This window comes from uncultured Tenacibaculum sp. (genome assembly GCF_947494125.1).
Lineage (GTDB): Bacteria > Bacteroidota > Bacteroidia > Flavobacteriales > Flavobacteriaceae > Polaribacter.
This window is the reverse complement of the sequence record NZ_CANLTU010000003.1, coordinates 291,375-307,479: the sequence shown is the minus strand read 5'-3', so window position 1 is coordinate 307,479 and position 16,105 is coordinate 291,375. Positions and strand designations below refer to the sequence as shown.

Sequence of the window (16,105 nt, the reverse complement as noted above, 5' to 3'; positions counted from 1 at the left end):
ATGCGCACAATTTATGCTTTTTTATTAGGGATAATAATGGTTTTCGCAATAGGATGTGAAAAAGAGAAAAAAGTAAGCAATCAATTAGAATACAATATTGAGGAGCTTTTATCTAAAATGACCTTAGAAGAGAAAATAGGTCAGTTAAACCTTAGAGGTACTTCTAGTAGAGCTAAAACCTTATCGGAAGAATTAAAGCAAAAAGTAAGAGAAGGAAAAGTAGGAGCACTTTTAAATGTAATGAATAAGGAGTATGTAGATGAATTACAAAGAATAGCAGTAGAAGAAAGTCCTAATAAAATACCGTTAATTTTTTCAAGAGATGTAATTCATGGATTTAAAACCATTTTTCCAATTCCTCTAGGTATGGCAGCCTCATGGGATGAAGAAGTGGCAAAGAACTCGTCTAGAGTAGCAGCAATAGAAGCTTCTTCTTTTGGAATACGATGGACTTTTGCACCGATGTTAGATATAGCTAAAGATGCAAGATGGGGGCGAATTGCAGAATCTCCAGGAGAAGATCCATACTTGGCAAGTCAATTAGCAAGAGCTTATGTAGAAGGATTTCAGGGAGATAGTCTGTCAGATCCAACAAGTTTAATAGCTTGTGCAAAACATTTTATTGGTTACGGAGCAGCCATAGGAGGTAGAGATTATAATACAGCTATTATTAGTAAAGAGCAGTTACATAATACGTATCTACCACCATTTGAATCGGCTTTTAAAGCAGGAGCACAAACCGTAATGACATCTTTTAATGAAGTAAATGGAATACCAGCCTCAGGAGACAAAGAATTACTAACAAATATTTTAAGAAAGCGATTAAAGTTTGATGGTTTTGTGGTTAGTGATTGGAATTCAGTTACAGAGATGGTAGCGCATGGTTATGCAGAAGATGAAAAACAAGCAGCAGAAAAAGCTATCGATGCAGGGTTGAATATGGAAATGACAAGTAAATCCTATGAAGATAACGCAAAGGAACTTTTAAAAGAAAATAAGTTGTCAATAAATCAGATAGACAACATGGTGAGAGATATTTTACGAGTAAAGTTTAGAATGGGATTATTTAAAACTCCATATAGAAATAAAAATAAAGATGTAGAAATTTATAGCAGTAAACATCTAGAATTAGCAAAAGAGGCAGCTATAAAAAGTTCAGTTTTATTAAAAAATGAAAACAATGTTCTCCCTTTAAATAAAAAAACAAAGGTGCTTATCGTAGGACCATTAGCGAATAAACCTAGAGAACAATTAGGTACATGGACTTTTGATGGAGATAAAGAACATACAGTTACACCAGTAGCTTCTTTTGAAAAAAATAATGCAAATTTTGAATTTATAGAAGGTTTAACTTATAGTAGAGATACTAATAAAAAGTATTTTAAAGAAGTACTAACTAAGGCAAGTAATGCAGATGTTGTTTTGTTTATAGGTGGTGAAGAAGCAATTTTATCAGGAGAAGCACATAGTAGGGCAAATATAAATTTACCAGGAGCACAAGAAGAATTAATAAAAGAGTTGGCAAAAATAAAGAAACCAGTGATTTTAATAATAATGGCTGGTCGTCCAATAACACTTCAGAATATAAAAAGTAAAGTAGATGTAATTTTAATGACTTGGCATCCTGGAACTATGGGAGGAGATGCCATTTATGATATTCTTTTTGGGATAAAAGAACCAAAAGGGAGGTTACCAATTACGTGGCCAAAAGTGGCAGGGCAATTACCGTTATATTACAATCATAAAAATACAGGAAGACCAGCAAGTTCAAAGGAATATGTGCATATAGATAGTATACCTATAGGAGCATGGCAAAGTTCATTAGGAAATACATCACATTATTTAGATGTTGGTTATGAACCAGAATATCCTTTTGGTTTTGGGTTAGGATATACTTCTTTTGAATATTCAAATTTAAAATTATCTACAACTAGTTTAACAGATGATAATAATATAATAGCTTCTATTGATATAACTAATACAGGAGAAAGAGCGGGTGAAGAATTAGTTCAGCTTTATATTCAGGATGTTGCAGGTAATATAACAAGGCCTGTAAAAGAATTGAAAGGGTATAAAAGAATAAGTTTAAAATCTAAAGAGAAACAGAAAGTAACATTTGAAATAACAGTTGATGATTTAAAGTATTATAATAATGAATTGAAATACGGAGTTGAAAAAGGAAAATTTAATATTTGGATAGGTGCAAATTCAGCTTCTAAGGTAAAAGAAAAGTTTGTATATGAGTAAGATATATATTCTTATGGGAGTGAGTGGTTGTGGTAAATCAACAATAGGTGAAAGGCTATCAAAAAAAATAGATTTACCTTTTATAGATGCAGATGATTTTCATTCAAAAGAGAACAAAATAAAAATGTCCGAAGGTATTCCTTTAACAGATTTTGATAGAAAACCTTGGTTAACTTCTGTGAACCTTAAATTAAAAGAACTTCAGTTAAAAGGAGTAATATTAGCTTGTTCAGCATTAAAGGAGAGTTATAGAGAATTATTGTCGGCAAATATTAAAAATATAAACTGGGTGTATTTGCAAGGAGATTATGACATAATTGAAAAAAGATTAAAACGAAGAGCTTCACATTTTTTTAACCCAGATTTATTACAATCTCAGTTTGATTGTTTAGAAGAACCGAGATATGGTGTTAGAATAAGTATTGCGTTAAATCCAGATAGAATTTTAGATTATATTATAAATAAAAATGAGTAAAAAGGTATTAGGAATTATCGGATTAGGAGTTATGGGGAAGAGCTTAGCATTAAATGCTATCAGCCATAAAATACCTTTATCAGTATATAATAGGTTAACTGAAGAAGAAAAAGATGTAGTGCCTAATTTTATAGCAGAAAATACAACTGAAGATATATTAGGTTTTACAGATATAGGGGGGTTTGTAGCATCATTAGAAAGTCCAAGGAAAATTTTGATCATGGTAAAAGCTGGCGCTGCAGTTGACGCGGTTATAGATTCGATTCAACAATTTTTATCATCAGATGATATTCTTATAGATGGAGGTAATTCTCATTATAAAGAAACAATAAAACGTGCAGAAACTTTAAAGGAAAAAGGAATACATTTAATAGGTTTAGGAGTTTCGGGAGGAGAAGAAGGAGCTAGGAAAGGACCATGTATGATGCCTGGAGGTAGCGAAAAAAGTTATTTGAAAATAGCTAATGTTTTAGAAAAAATTTCAGCTAAAGATGAAGAAGGAAAACCATGTTGTTCCTATATAGGAAATAATGGAGCTGGACATTTTGTGAAAATGGTACACAATGGTATCGAATATGGCGATATGCAATTAATAGCAGAATCATTTGATGTATTATCAAAAACTAAAGATTATGAATATATATCAAAATTATTTTTTACATGGAATTCAGAAGAGTTATCTAGTTATTTATTAGAAATTTCTGCAAAAATACTAGAAGTAAAAGAAAGGGAGGAGTATTTATTAGATAAAATTTTAGATAAAGCAGGTAATAAAGGAACTGGGGCTTGGTCTAGTACGGCAGCTTTGGAACTAGGTGTACCAACTACAGTTAAAACAGCGGCGGTTTTTGCTAGATATATATCATCATATAAAACAACTCGAGTAAAGCTCTCAAATGAAAAAGAAAATACAAAAAAAGAATACAATACCGTTGATGAAGAATTGTTAAAACAAGCTTACGATTTTACAAGAACAATTAATTTGCATCAAGGTTTACAATTAATTTATGAAGCTTCTAAGGAATACAGTTGGAAGCTAAACTTATCGGAAGTTTGTCGAATATGGACAAATGGTTGCATTATAAAATCAGAAAAGATAAAAGAGTATAGTAAGCGATTACAAAAGGTAGATATCTTATTAGATGATAGAGAAATTGTAGGGCAATTAAGAGAACAAGAAGAAGCTGTGCAAGCAATTATAAGTTATGCAGTTTCTAATAGAATTAGTATTCCTTGTATTATGGCTGCTTATAATTATTGGATTTCAATAACAAATAAAAATTCTTCAGCTAATTTAATACAAGCACAAAGAGATTATTTTGGAGCTCATACATTTAATAGAACAGATAACGAAGAAAGTGTGTTTTTTCATCATAATTGGTAATTGGTATGTTAGATTATAATTTGTTGATAGCTGTAGTTTTAGGAGTTTTTATATTGCTTCTTTTAATACTTAGATTTAAGATACAGGCATTTATAGCATTGTTAATTGCAAGTATAACAGTTGGTGTTGTAGCAGGAATGGATCCTAAAGAAATAATTAATACCATGCAGCAAGGTATGGGAGGTACTTTAGGTTTTGTGGCATTGGTTGTAGGGCTAGGAGCAATTTTTGGAGCTATTTTAGAACATTCAGGCGGGGCAGAAGCTTTAGCTAAATTTATGTTGAGTAAATTTGGAGAGAAAAGAGCCTCCTGGGCGTTAATGTTAACAGGTTTTTTTGTAGCAATACCCGTATTTTTTGATGTAGCATTTATTATATTAATACCAATAATATATTCTTTGCAACGTAAAACAAAAAAATCATTACTACTCTATGCTATTCCTTTATTAGCAGGCTTAGCTATAACTCATTCATTTATACCTCCAACCCCAGGACCTGTAGCAGTAGCTGATATTTTACAAGCAGATTTGGGTTGGGTAATTTTATTTGGTTTCATAGTAGGAATACCAACATCGATATTAAGCGGACCAGTTTTTGCAAAATACATTGCCGAAAAAATTTATATTGAAGCACCAGAATTAGATACGACCGAAGTTTTAGAAACAGAATATCCAGCAGTAAAATTAATTATAGCCATTATTGGAATTCCAATTGGGTTAATAGTGTGTAATACAGTATTAAATAGTGCTTTATTACCAGATGGATTTTTGTCTGATACTATGAAAAACTGGATTAGTTTACTAGGAAACCCTTTTGTGGCATTAATTATAGCTAATCTAATAGCTTGGTATACTTTGGGTATAAGAAGAGGAGTAGATAAAAATAAATTATTAAAAATAGCAACAAATTCCATGGGACCTGCAGGGATAATTATTTTGCTAACTGGAGCTGGAGGAGTTTTTAAACAAATGCTAGTTAATACAGGTGCAGGAGAGATGTTGGCAAATTATATAGCCAACCAAGGTATAAGCGTATTGTTTTTAGGTTTTTTAGTCGCAGCCATAGTTCGTATATTACAAGGATCAGCAACAGTTGCTATGATTACTGCCGCCGGTATAACTGCGCCCTTATTAATTGTAGGTGTTTATTCAGATATGTACAGAGCACTTTTGGTAATTGCTATAGCGTCAGGGGCCTCTATACTTTCACATGTAAATGATAGTGGTTTTTGGTTGGTAGGTAAGTATTTAGGTCTAACGGAAAAAGAAACATTTAAGAGTTGGACAGTAATGACAACAATTTTGGCGCTAGTAGGTATAAGTACCGTAGGCCTAATTTCATTAGTTTTATAAGAAAAAAATGATAACACTTAAAGATATAGCAAAAGAACTAGGTATTTCGATATCAACGGTATCAAAAGCACTAAATAATAGTTATGAAATTAGTCAAGCGACTATTAATAAAGTGCAAAAATTAGCAAAAGAATATAATTATAAGCCAAATAAGGCAGCACTAAGTTTAAAAAAGAGTAAGACAAAAACAATTGGAGTAATTATTCCTGATATATTAAATCATTTTTTTGCAAAGTCGTTACATGGAATCGAAAAAGAAGCTTCTAAGTTAGGATATAGTATAATTACATGTATATCAAATGAATTATATCAAAGTGAGAAAAAAAATATAGAACTTCTAGCTAATGGTAGTGTTGATGGGTATATAATATCAGTAGCAGCAGAAACACAAAAAAAACATGAAGTAGAACATTTTAAATCAGTTTTAAGGCAGCAGTTACCTATTGTTATGTTCGATAGAATGATTGAAGATGTTAGTTGTGATAAGGTAATTATAGATGATTTTGGAGCAGCCTATAAAGCAACGAATCAATTATTAAAAGAAGGAAGAAAAAAAATAGTACTGCTTAGTACTCTTAAGGGGTTAAATGTTGGTAAGCTAAGAACAGAGGGGTATTTAAAAGCAATAGAAGAGAATAAAGTATATAAAGAAAATCCAATAGTAGTAAATATTAATACAGCAATTGATTTAGAGGAACAAGTAAGTAAAGTGTTTAAAGAATATAAAGATTTAGATGGCATTTTAGCAATAGATAATACTCTAGGTGTAATAGCAATAAATAAAGCAAAACATTTTGATTATAAATTACCTAAAGATATTTCAATTATAGGGTTTTCAGATTATAATGTACTACCATTTTGCAATCCAAAACTATCTACAGTAACGCAGCATTCAGAAGAAATAGGTGAAAATGCAGTACGTATGATTATCGATAGAATAGAAAAGAAAGCTTCAGTACAAAAAATAACAAAAGTTATTAAAACAAGTATAGAACTAAGAGAAACTACAAAAAATATATAAAATAAAAGATACATATGTCAACCGAAAATAAATTATCAATAAAAGAAAAAATAGGGTATGCTTTAGGTGATACAGCAGCTAATATTGCGTGGAGAACCATAGGTCCTTTTTTACCTATTTTTTATACAGATGTTTTTGGGTTAGGTACAGCTGCAGTAGCAATGTTACTGTTTGTTATTCGTTTAGGAGATGGGATTACAGATTTAATTATGGGGAATATAGCTGATAGAACCAAAACAAAATGGGGTAAGTTTAGACCTTGGTTAATTTGGACAGCTTTACCATTTGGTGTGGCTTTAATTTTACAGTTTACCACTCCAGATTTAAGTTTATCAGGAAAGTTAATTTGGGCATATGCAACTTCAATTTTTTACACATTAATGTATACGGCTAATAATGTTCCGTATTCTGCTTTAATGGGAGTAATGACTTCAAATGTAAAAGAAAGAACTGTTTTATCATCATATCGTTTTTTTGGAGCCTATTTAGGAGGAATAATAGCAACGATAGGAGTTATATCGTTAGTAGATTTTCTTGGAGAAGGAAACAAGAATATAGGATATCAATATACAATGTATGTATTAGCATTTATATTGGCTGTGTTTTCTATAATAACATTTATAACAACAAGAGAAAGAGTACCAGCTATTGAAGGTAAAAGTAATGTGAAGCAAGATTATAAAGATTTAATAACGAATAAAGCATGGCTTATTTTATTATTTCTAGGTTTTGTTTTTGTAACATACAATGTTATAAAACAAAGTGCAACAATGTATTATTTTACGCATTATGTGCAAGATGATACTAATTTCTTTGGTAGCTTATCAAGATGGGGAGGTAAAAATGGATTAGCAGGATTGTATTTGCTTTCGTTATTGGTAATATCTATGATCTCAACTTTATTTGCTCCATATTTATCAAAGAAAATAGGGAAGAAAAGGCTTTTTATTTTAAGTATTTTGTTTTCTTCATTAGCAACAGGTGCTATTTATTGGTTAGAAGCAACTCAAGTAGGAAGCATATTTTTCTTTGGAATAGTAGCAGAATTTGGAGCAGGACTTATGCCTATTCTTTTCTTTGCTATGTTAGGAGATTCAGCTGACTATTCAGAATATAAAAATGGAAGAAGAGCTACAGGTTTAATTTATTCAGCAGGTACATTTGCAATGAAATTTGGAGGAGGAGTCGCAGGGGCAATTACTTTAGCAGTTTTGAATATGTATAATTATGAAGGAAATGTAGCCGTTAAAACAGTAGAAATGCTTCACGGTATAAAGTTAAATATGAGTTTAGTTCCAGCGTTATTTGTATTGTTAGCAGTGGTAGCATTGCTTTATTATCCATTGACTACACAGAAGATGAAAGAAGTAGAGCAAGAGTTAATAAAAAAGAGAAATTTATAAGTATATGATAACGTTAGAGAATAGTGTTGAAGAAGCACTACAAATTGAAATAAAAAAAACGTTAGAAAATGTATTAGATTATTGGACTACGCATACTATAGATGATTTAGAAGGTGGTTTTGTAGGAGAAATAGATAGTAAAGGAAATATAATTAAAAAAGCACCAAAAGGAATTATATTAAATGCTCGTATCCTATGGAGTTTTTCAGCAGTTTTAAATCAAAGTTTTACTGATGCTTCTAATGAAGCGTGTGCAAATAGAGGATATCAATATTTAAAATATTTTTTTAAAGACAAACAAACTTCAGGAGTGCATTGGGAGCTTAATTATGATGGGAACCCAATAGATAAAACTAAGAAAACAATAGGGCAAGCTTATACAGTTTTAGCACTGTCAGAATATTATATTTTCTCTAAAAAAGAAGAAGTAAAAATTTGGGCTGTAGATCTATTTGAATTTATAGAAAAGAAATTTAAAGTTTCTGATGGAAGCTACCTTAATGAAGAGACTAAAGATGGTGTTTTAGATAAAGCAAAAACATTAGGAACATACTTACATTTATTAGAGGCCTACACAACTTTGTATAGGATACATAAAAATGAAGCATTAGAAGAAAGAATAACTTATTTATTCGAAACGATTGTAAATAAATTTTGGAAAAACGATAATTTTCTGGTGTTAGAATTTGATGAAAATTGGAAGAATATTAGTAAAACAATTTCTTTTGGGCATAATGTTGAGGTGCCTTGGATGCTACTAGAAATAGCAAAGACTTTAGAGGGAGAAAAATACGTAAATGTTATTTTAAAAAAAATGCAGCAGAATATTGCTAGTTTTTTAAAAGAAGCAATTACTATTGAAGGAACGGTATTAGCAGGTAGAAATATTGTTTCAGGAAAATTAGATTACGATTTAAATTGGTGGGTGCAAACTGAAGCAATGCTAGCTTGTTACACTTTGTATAAAGAAACAGATAAAAAGAAATACATTGATAATTTTAATAGGATATGGAATTTTACTAAAAATAATTTTATCGATTACGATAATGGAGAATGGCATTCTAAAATAACAGAAGAAGGAGAAAAGTTTGAGAATAAAGTAACTATGTGGAAAACACCATACCATATAGTTAGAATGTGCTTAAATATAATGCCAACAAATAATAATGCGTAGTGCTGTTTTATTAAAGAAATTTTTATACATAATTACATTTTTCAGTTTGATTAATTGTAGTAAATCATCAAGTATATTTGAAGATGGTTTTGAAGAGGCAACATTGTTTCAAGAACCTTTAAAGCCTTGGGTAATATGTGGTAAAGGAAAGGTTTTTGTTGATAATTCAAGAGCATATTCAGGTAAGAAGTCAGTACATATAATTAGCGGAGAAGGGTATAAGAATAGAGCTTTTTTATCATTATCTAATATTTTTCCATTAGAAGAAAATGCTTATTACGGGAAAATGCAAATGTTTGTGAAAAAGGCTTCACCAGATGGAATACATTGGACTATGATACAAGGTTCAGGGAAAGTTAAGAATGCGTATACTGCTGAGATAAGGTACGGAGGACAACATAATAAAAAATTAATGGCTAATTACGATACTGTTGAGGTAGAGAGTGATTGTTGGCAACATTCAAAAACGAAAATACCAGAAAATAAATGGTTTAGAATTCAGTGGTATTTTAATGGAAATAAGAATTTAATGAAGTTATGGATTAATGATAAATTGATTTCAGACTTGTCTATTAAAGGAAAAGGAGAGGGATGTGTGAATAACGAAACAAATGGTAATTGGTATTTTCCTGTTTTTGAAAAATTAAGTATTGGATGGGTAGATTATCAAAAAGGAGGAGGAAATAGAGAGATATGGATCGATGATGTTACTATTTCCTCAGAATACATTAATTAATTGTTATTTAATTTTAAGTTGATTTATAGCAATTTCAGTATTATTGGTAGGTAAGTTACAAGTATTGTTAACACAAACATATAGGTAAGTGTCTTCTGTTAAAAACCTGTTTTTTAATAAAGGAAGATTACTTTTTTTAGAACTACCAGCAACTAATTTATTGGGTAAATAAACTTTATTTAATTGAATAGATTTTTCAAGAGCATCAGTACCGGAAATTGCAACTTCATAAAAAGGGTAGGTGTAATTTAAATATAAAGTAAGCCAATTAGCATGTGCGGAAGGGTAATCAGTCATGTCAGGAGTTACATTGTGTAACATTTGTTTACTAATTTTTAAATACTCTTTATTTTCATAAAAATGACTTAATAGAAATAAGTTCTTAGCCATAATAGAGTTTGAGGAAGCAATTACATTATCATTGGTTTCAATTTTTTTAGTAATAAGTTCTTTTTCTAAATTAGAAGTATAATAAAAAAAGCTACTATTTTTATCGTAAAAATGAGTAAAAGTATAATCAGTTAATTTTTTTGATAAGGATAACCATTGTAAGTCAAATGTAACTTGATATAAGGTCAAATAAGCCTCAGTTAACGTTGTATAATCTTCTAAATAAGCATTTATGCTAGCTTTCCCATTTTTATAGTTTCTAAAAACTTTACCGTCGCTTTCAATTAAATTATTTTTAATAAAATTAGCATTTTTAAGAGCTATATTTAAAAAATGAGGATCATTAAAAGCTTTATAAGCATCAATATATCCTTTTAAGGTTAAGGCATTCCATGAAGTAAGTATTTTATCATCTAATCTTGGTTTAGGCTTATTAGATCTATAAGAACTTAGGAGTGTTCGCCATTCTTTAACTTTTTGATTTAAAAGGGCTAATGTGATATTATATTTTTTTACAAAATCTTCGTTAGTATATTTTCTAATCAGGTGATATTTTTTATGCTCCCATAATCCAGTTGAATTAATTCCAAAGTAATTAGAAAATAAGTTAAAATCAGATTTAGGTATAATAGTAGTTAATTCTTCTTTAGTCCATACGTAATAGGCACCCTCTTCAAGCTCGTTGTGTTCATTATAGCTGTCAGCATCTAAAGAAGCGTAAAAACCACCATTTTTATCTGTCAATTCATTTTCTATAAAAGCGAGTGTCTGATATACCGTTTCTTTATAAACAGGTTTTTTAGTAGCCATATATGCGTTAGAATATAAACTAGCTAATTGCCCGTTGTCATATAGCATTTTTTCGAAATGAGGAATATGCCATTTCTTATCAGTAGAATATCTAGAAAAGCCACCTTCACTTTGATCAAAAATACCCCCTAAAGCCATTTTTGTAAGTGTAGTGTTTACATAAGATAAAAGCTTTTGGTCTTTTGTTATGTATGCATATTGTAATAAAAAATTATAATTGTTGGGCATTGGGAACTTTGGAGCTTTATTAGTACCCCCAAAAGAAAGGTCAAAATATTTCTCCCAATTACTTAATAAATCTTTTATATAAATTTTATTGAAGTCTTGTTTGTTTTTATTTAGGGTAATTAAAGAATTTTCTTTAATTCCTTGAGTTAGTTTGTTAGCGTAATTAATTAACTCTTCGGGATTTTTTTTGTATAAATCTGAGATTTGCTCAAGAGCATTAGTCCATTGTTCTTTTGGGAAATAAGTACCACCAAATACAGGCTCTCCATTAGGTAAAGCTATGCAGTTTAGAGGCCACCCACCACTACCAGTCATAAGTTGCACAGCGGTCATGTATATCTTATCTATATCAGGGCGTTCTTCTCTATCAATTTTTATATTAATAAAGTTATCGTTCATTAATTTAGCTACCTCTTCATTTTCAAAAGATTCTTTTTCCATAACATGACACCAGTGACAAGAAGAGTATCCTATTGAAATTAATATAAGTTTGTTTTCTTTTTTAGCTAGTTCTAATGTTTTATCATTCCATGGATACCATTTTACAGGATTGTGAGCATGTTGTAATAAGTATGGACTCGTTTCGTGTATTAAACTATTGGTATATTTGTGTTCTTTCAATTTATTTTTAGTCAGACTATTATTACAAGATATAAAAAAAGAAATAACACAGAAGAATAAAAGTTTTTTTAAAAACATATTAGGAAAGAGTTGAAATCAAAAATAATAAATTTTTATTGGATAAAATTCAAAAGCCCACTCATATGAGTGGGCTTTTGTTAATCAACTAATTCAAATAATTTACACAATGAAAACAATGTTACTTGTTTACAGTTTATTGCTCTCAAATTCTGTGCCAAAACTACGAATTAAGAATATATTTTTAATCACTGTATTTAATAATTCACAATTTTTTAACGATTAGTAGTGTTTCTATTAACAAATACATAGTTTAAATGTTAATTTTAACAAATTATTAATAAACTAATGCTTTTGTTAGCTAGCGTGCTTATGTGCCTTATATGACGACCTAACTAATGCACCGCTTTCTACGTACATAAAGCCCATTTCTAAACCTAAAGTTTCATATTTTTTAAACTGATCTGGAGTAATAAATTGTTTAACGGGTAAATGTTTTTTACTTGGTTGTAAATATTGACCAATAGTAATTACATCCAATCCAACACTACGCAAATCTTTCATAGTTTGAATAACTTCATCTTCAGTTTCTCCTAAGCCAAGCATAATTCCAGATTTGGTACGCATACCATTATCTTTTAAATATTTTAAAACAGCTAAGCTTCTATCATATTTAGCTTGTATACGAACTTCACGAGTTAATCTACGAACTGTTTCCATATTATGAGAAACCACTTCTGGAGCAACTTCTATAAGTCGATCAAGTAATCTTTCATTTCCTTGAAAATCTGGGATTAAAGTTTCTAAAGTAGTATTCGGATTAGCTCTTCGAACAGCGTTTACAGTTTCTGCCCAAATAATAGAGCCACCATCTTTTAAGTCATCTCTATCAACAGAAGTTAATACGGCATGTTTAATACTCATTAATTTAATAGAACGAGCAACTTTTTCTGGTTCATCCCATTCAACAGTTTCTGGTCTACCAGTTTTTACACCACAAAAACCACAAGAACGAGTACAAATATTACCTAAAATCATAAAAGTAGCTGTTCCTTCACCCCAACATTCTCCCATATTAGGACAACTACCACTAGTACAAATAGTATTCAATTTGTATTTGTCAACCAAACCTCTTAATTCTGTGTATTTTTTACCTACAGGTAATTTTACACGTAACCATTTTGGTTTTTTTGTTCTTTCTGGTAATACTACAGATTTGTTTTCCATTTTATAAAAAAAATTGAACTGCAAATTTACAAAGAAAAGAGTTATAAATTAAGTAAAAACCAAATACTAAATACTACTAAAAAAATGATTCCTGTAATACTTAAAATACGTAAGCCTAACTTTGGTCTATGTTTTTCAGGAGTATGCTTACCTGTAATTAAAATGTAGTTTAATATCGCATAGAATGGAGCCGTTAAGAATGATAATACAGTGGCTATTCTAACTAAAAATCCCATATCTGATAAAAAATATTTCAAAATAAGAAAAGTTCCAATAGTTAAAAATAACATCCAAAACCAATAAGTAAGTTTTGTTTTTTTATTGAAAATTAATGTAGATGTTTTACTCATGGCTCTTGGAGATGCATCTAAGGTAGTTAAAGTAGTACTAAACATTGTGGTAAATGCAGCTACACCTATAAATAAATAAGAGAAATCGCCTAGGTTTTTTGTGTATAAATGAATAAGTTGAGAGGCAAATACTGCGCCTTTATTAGAAAAAGATTCGCCAGATCTGTACATAACCAATGCGCCCAACATAACAAAGCAAACACCTAGAAAAAATGTGCCAATATATCCAACATTAAAATCGAAAATAGCATGTTTAGGTTTTATCTTTTCAAAAGTAGTTTTACTTTTTTCAACTGACCATATTGAATGCCAAATAGAAATATCTAAAGGAGCAGGCATCCAACCTAAAAAAGCAATTAAAAAGGTTATTTGTGCAGTTCCACTTGGTACTATTTGTTGAAAACTAAATCCTTTTTGTGTACTAAATAAAGCAATATTTACAGCTAAAATTGTACTTATAGTTAATATAACTATAATGTATTTCATTAAATTATCAAGTAATTTATACTTTCCAATGCCTAAAATAATAACACTTATAAACATTATTATTACAGACCAAACTACCAAATCGTTTGTAAAACCAAAAATATTTGAAGCCAAGCTTGCGGTTACAATTGTTACGGCAGCCTGAATGGTAAACATAGTGGTAAAATTTAAAATATAGTAGCTAATTAAAACATACTTGCCTAATTTTTTATAACCATCTAATAAAGTTTCTCCAGTAGCAGAAGCATAGCGAGGGCCAAATTGAAAAAAAGGATATTTAAAAATATTAACAATTAAAAGAGCCCAAAGTAAACCAAACCCAAAATCGGCACCAGCTCTTGTAGATTGGACCAAATGAGAAACTCCTATTGCAGCACCAGCAAATAATAAACCAGGACCAAGTAAATTTAGAAAAGATTTTTTCATAAGGGGATAATGAAAGAAAATGTTAAACTAATTGAGTCTGTTGAATGAAATGTGTAATTATTTAGCATTTTTGTTGCTAAATCTCAGGCAATTTAAGATTTCTTTATTATTTCTGCTAATAATTTTTTAGCTCTTAACAGTTTTACCTTTACATTATTCATAGGTTCCCCTATTTTTTCTGAAATTTCTTTATAGCTTAATTCTTGAAAAAAACGTAAATTAATTATCTCCTGGTATTTTGGTTTTAGTTTTTTTATGTCCTTTAAAAGTTTAGCTAAATTTTGCTCAGTAATAATTTTATCCTCAGGAGAGGGAGCATTATCAACTACTTGAAAAGCAGCTTCTTCTTGTTCTTTAGATGTTTCTATTGAAATTGTAGATTTTTTCTTTCTAAGAAAATCAATATACACATTCTTAGAAATGGTAATTAACCAAGTTTTAAATTGATAATCTTCATTAAATGTATCAATTTTATCAAAAGCTTTAGAAAAGGTTTGAATAGTTATATCTTCAGCATCATTATCGTTTTTAATTTTTGATAATTGATAATTATATACATTACCCCAAAAAGTATCTAATAAAAAATTAAATGAAATCTGATTACCTTTTTTAGCAAGTTGTATATGCTTAAGAACTTTTTCTTTATTTACTTCCAATGTGTAGGTTTAGAAATTGTATTTGATATAAATATAATGATTTGTAATGAGACTAAGCAAATGTCAAGTAAAGGTAAAAAGTAAAGAATTTTTTTGTCGTGAAGCTTAAAAGCTGATTTACCTATAATTAAATATTGTATAAAATAATAAGGTAAAATAATAGGTAGTGCAAGTTTCCAATTTATAAGCAATGAATAAATAGCTAATGGAAAAAAAATAATTTTAGTAACCTTAAAAAGAGTCAAGAAAAAGCGGTGTTTAAATTTATATAAAGAAAACACAATAGACGATTTTCTTTTATAGGAAAACCAATTCTTAAAAGAAATAGATTCATTAGAAATAACATAACTATTTTTAGTTATAGAAATAGTTGTGTTTCTATTGTTCGCAGCATCTTTTATAAATAAATCATCTTCACCTAGAAAAGTATTCATGTGTTTAATAAAACCATTTACTTTAAAAAAAACACTTTTTGTATACCCTAAATTTTTAGTGTTTGCACTAAATGGACTTCCTAATTTAGTATATGAAAATGACTGAATATGATTAATAATATTGTCAAACCGAATAAGTAAGTTTGAAAAAGAGAATTTCTTAGGTTTAATTTGTTGGTAACCTAAAATGATTGATTTTTCTTCTGAAAAATTGAAAACCATTTCTTGAATCCAATAATTAGAAATAGGACTAGATGATATATCTGTAAATAGTAAATGCTCATTACTAGCTGCTTTTATTCCTAAGGTTAAAGCATATTTTCTATTTCCCCAAAAAGCTTCAGTGTTAGCTACATTTACTATTTTAATATTTGTATATTCTAGTTGAAGTTTTTCCATTACTTCAAGAGTATTATCAGAAGAAGCATTGTTAATTAAAACCATTTCAAAATCAGTATAACTTTGTTTAGAAAACGCGTTAATATAATTAGCTAAATTATCGGCTTCATTTTTTACACAAATAATAACTGAAACGGGGATGTTTTTAGAAATTGTTTTTTTTCCTTTTTCAAAAGCAAAAAGAGAAAAACTTAAAAAGTAAAATATTTGTACAATCGAAACTGCTACAAAAATGTAGAAAACTACAGTAAAGATCATATAAATAAAA

At 29.5% G+C, this 16,105-nt stretch carries 13 protein-coding genes; 8 read left to right on the top strand and 5 right to left on the bottom strand.

Translation table 11 applies throughout. The annotated features are described in order from the left end of the window. From Q0881_RS08140 to Q0881_RS08105, 8 genes are read left to right on the top strand one after another with little or no spacing between them, the layout of a single operon-like run. Complete coding sequence (locus Q0881_RS08140; protein WP_299158760.1) at positions 1-2,247, top strand: glycoside hydrolase family 3 N-terminal domain-containing protein; 2,247 nt, start codon at positions 1-3, stop codon at positions 2,245-2,247. Continuing rightward, positions 2,240-2,722, top strand: coding sequence for a gluconokinase (locus Q0881_RS08135; RefSeq protein ID WP_299158757.1), 483 nt, complete (start codon positions 2,240-2,242; stop codon positions 2,720-2,722). The genes Q0881_RS08140 and Q0881_RS08135 overlap by 8 nt, the downstream gene beginning before the upstream one ends. Further along, positions 2,715-4,106 carry an NADP-dependent phosphogluconate dehydrogenase gene (gndA, locus tag Q0881_RS08130; protein WP_299158756.1) on the top strand — a complete coding sequence of 464 codons (1,392 nt, stop codon included), beginning with the start codon at positions 2,715-2,717 and terminating at the stop codon, positions 4,104-4,106. The genes Q0881_RS08135 and gndA overlap by 8 nt, the downstream gene beginning before the upstream one ends. Positions 4,107-4,111: 5 nt before the next feature. Continuing rightward, on the top strand, positions 4,112-5,458 hold the full coding sequence (locus Q0881_RS08125) for a gluconate:H+ symporter (protein WP_299158753.1): 1,347 nt from the start codon (positions 4,112-4,114) through the stop codon (positions 5,456-5,458). A 7-nt stretch (positions 5,459-5,465) separates the two neighbouring features. After that, entirely contained in the window at positions 5,466-6,479 is a 1,014-nt protein-coding gene (locus tag Q0881_RS08120; RefSeq protein WP_299158750.1) for a LacI family DNA-binding transcriptional regulator, read from the top strand. A gap of 14 nt (positions 6,480-6,493) precedes the next feature. Further along, positions 6,494-7,882, top strand: coding sequence for an MFS transporter (locus Q0881_RS08115; RefSeq protein ID WP_299158748.1), 1,389 nt, complete (start codon positions 6,494-6,496; stop codon positions 7,880-7,882). Positions 7,883-7,886: 4 nt separating this feature from the next. After that, positions 7,887-9,056, top strand: coding sequence for an AGE family epimerase/isomerase (locus tag Q0881_RS08110; RefSeq protein ID WP_299158746.1), 1,170 nt, complete (start codon positions 7,887-7,889; stop codon positions 9,054-9,056). A gap of 46 nt (positions 9,057-9,102) precedes the next feature. Then, a complete protein-coding gene (locus Q0881_RS08105; RefSeq protein WP_299158743.1) occupies positions 9,103-9,792 on the top strand; it encodes a hypothetical protein in 690 nt (229 codons plus the stop codon). Positions 9,793-9,795: 3 nt separating this feature from the next. Here Q0881_RS08105 and Q0881_RS08100 read toward each other — a convergent pair whose 3' ends face one another. From Q0881_RS08100 to Q0881_RS08080, 5 genes are all read right to left on the bottom strand, one after another. Continuing rightward, positions 9,796-11,841 carry a thioredoxin domain-containing protein gene (locus Q0881_RS08100; protein ID WP_366139558.1) on the bottom strand — a complete coding sequence of 682 codons (2,046 nt, stop codon included), beginning with the start codon at positions 11,839-11,841 and terminating at the stop codon, positions 9,796-9,798. Between the two features lie 375 nt (positions 11,842-12,216). Further along, positions 12,217-13,086, bottom strand: a complete 870-nt coding sequence (lipA, locus tag Q0881_RS08095) for a lipoyl synthase (RefSeq protein ID WP_299158738.1) — start codon at positions 13,084-13,086, stop codon at positions 12,217-12,219. Positions 13,087-13,127: 41 nt separating this feature from the next. Then, complete coding sequence (locus tag Q0881_RS08090) at positions 13,128-14,348, bottom strand: Nramp family divalent metal transporter (RefSeq protein ID WP_299158737.1); 1,221 nt, start codon at positions 14,346-14,348, stop codon at positions 13,128-13,130. Between the two features lie 92 nt (positions 14,349-14,440). Beyond that, positions 14,441-15,004 (bottom strand): sigma-70 family RNA polymerase sigma factor, encoded by a 564-nt coding sequence (locus tag Q0881_RS08085; protein WP_299158735.1) that lies wholly within the window; start codon positions 15,002-15,004, stop codon positions 14,441-14,443. Beyond that, positions 14,995-16,095, bottom strand: a complete 1,101-nt coding sequence (locus Q0881_RS08080; protein ID WP_299158732.1) for a glycosyltransferase — start codon at positions 16,093-16,095, stop codon at positions 14,995-14,997. The genes Q0881_RS08085 and Q0881_RS08080 overlap by 10 nt, the downstream gene beginning before the upstream one ends. Positions 16,096-16,105: the final 10 nt, after the last annotated feature.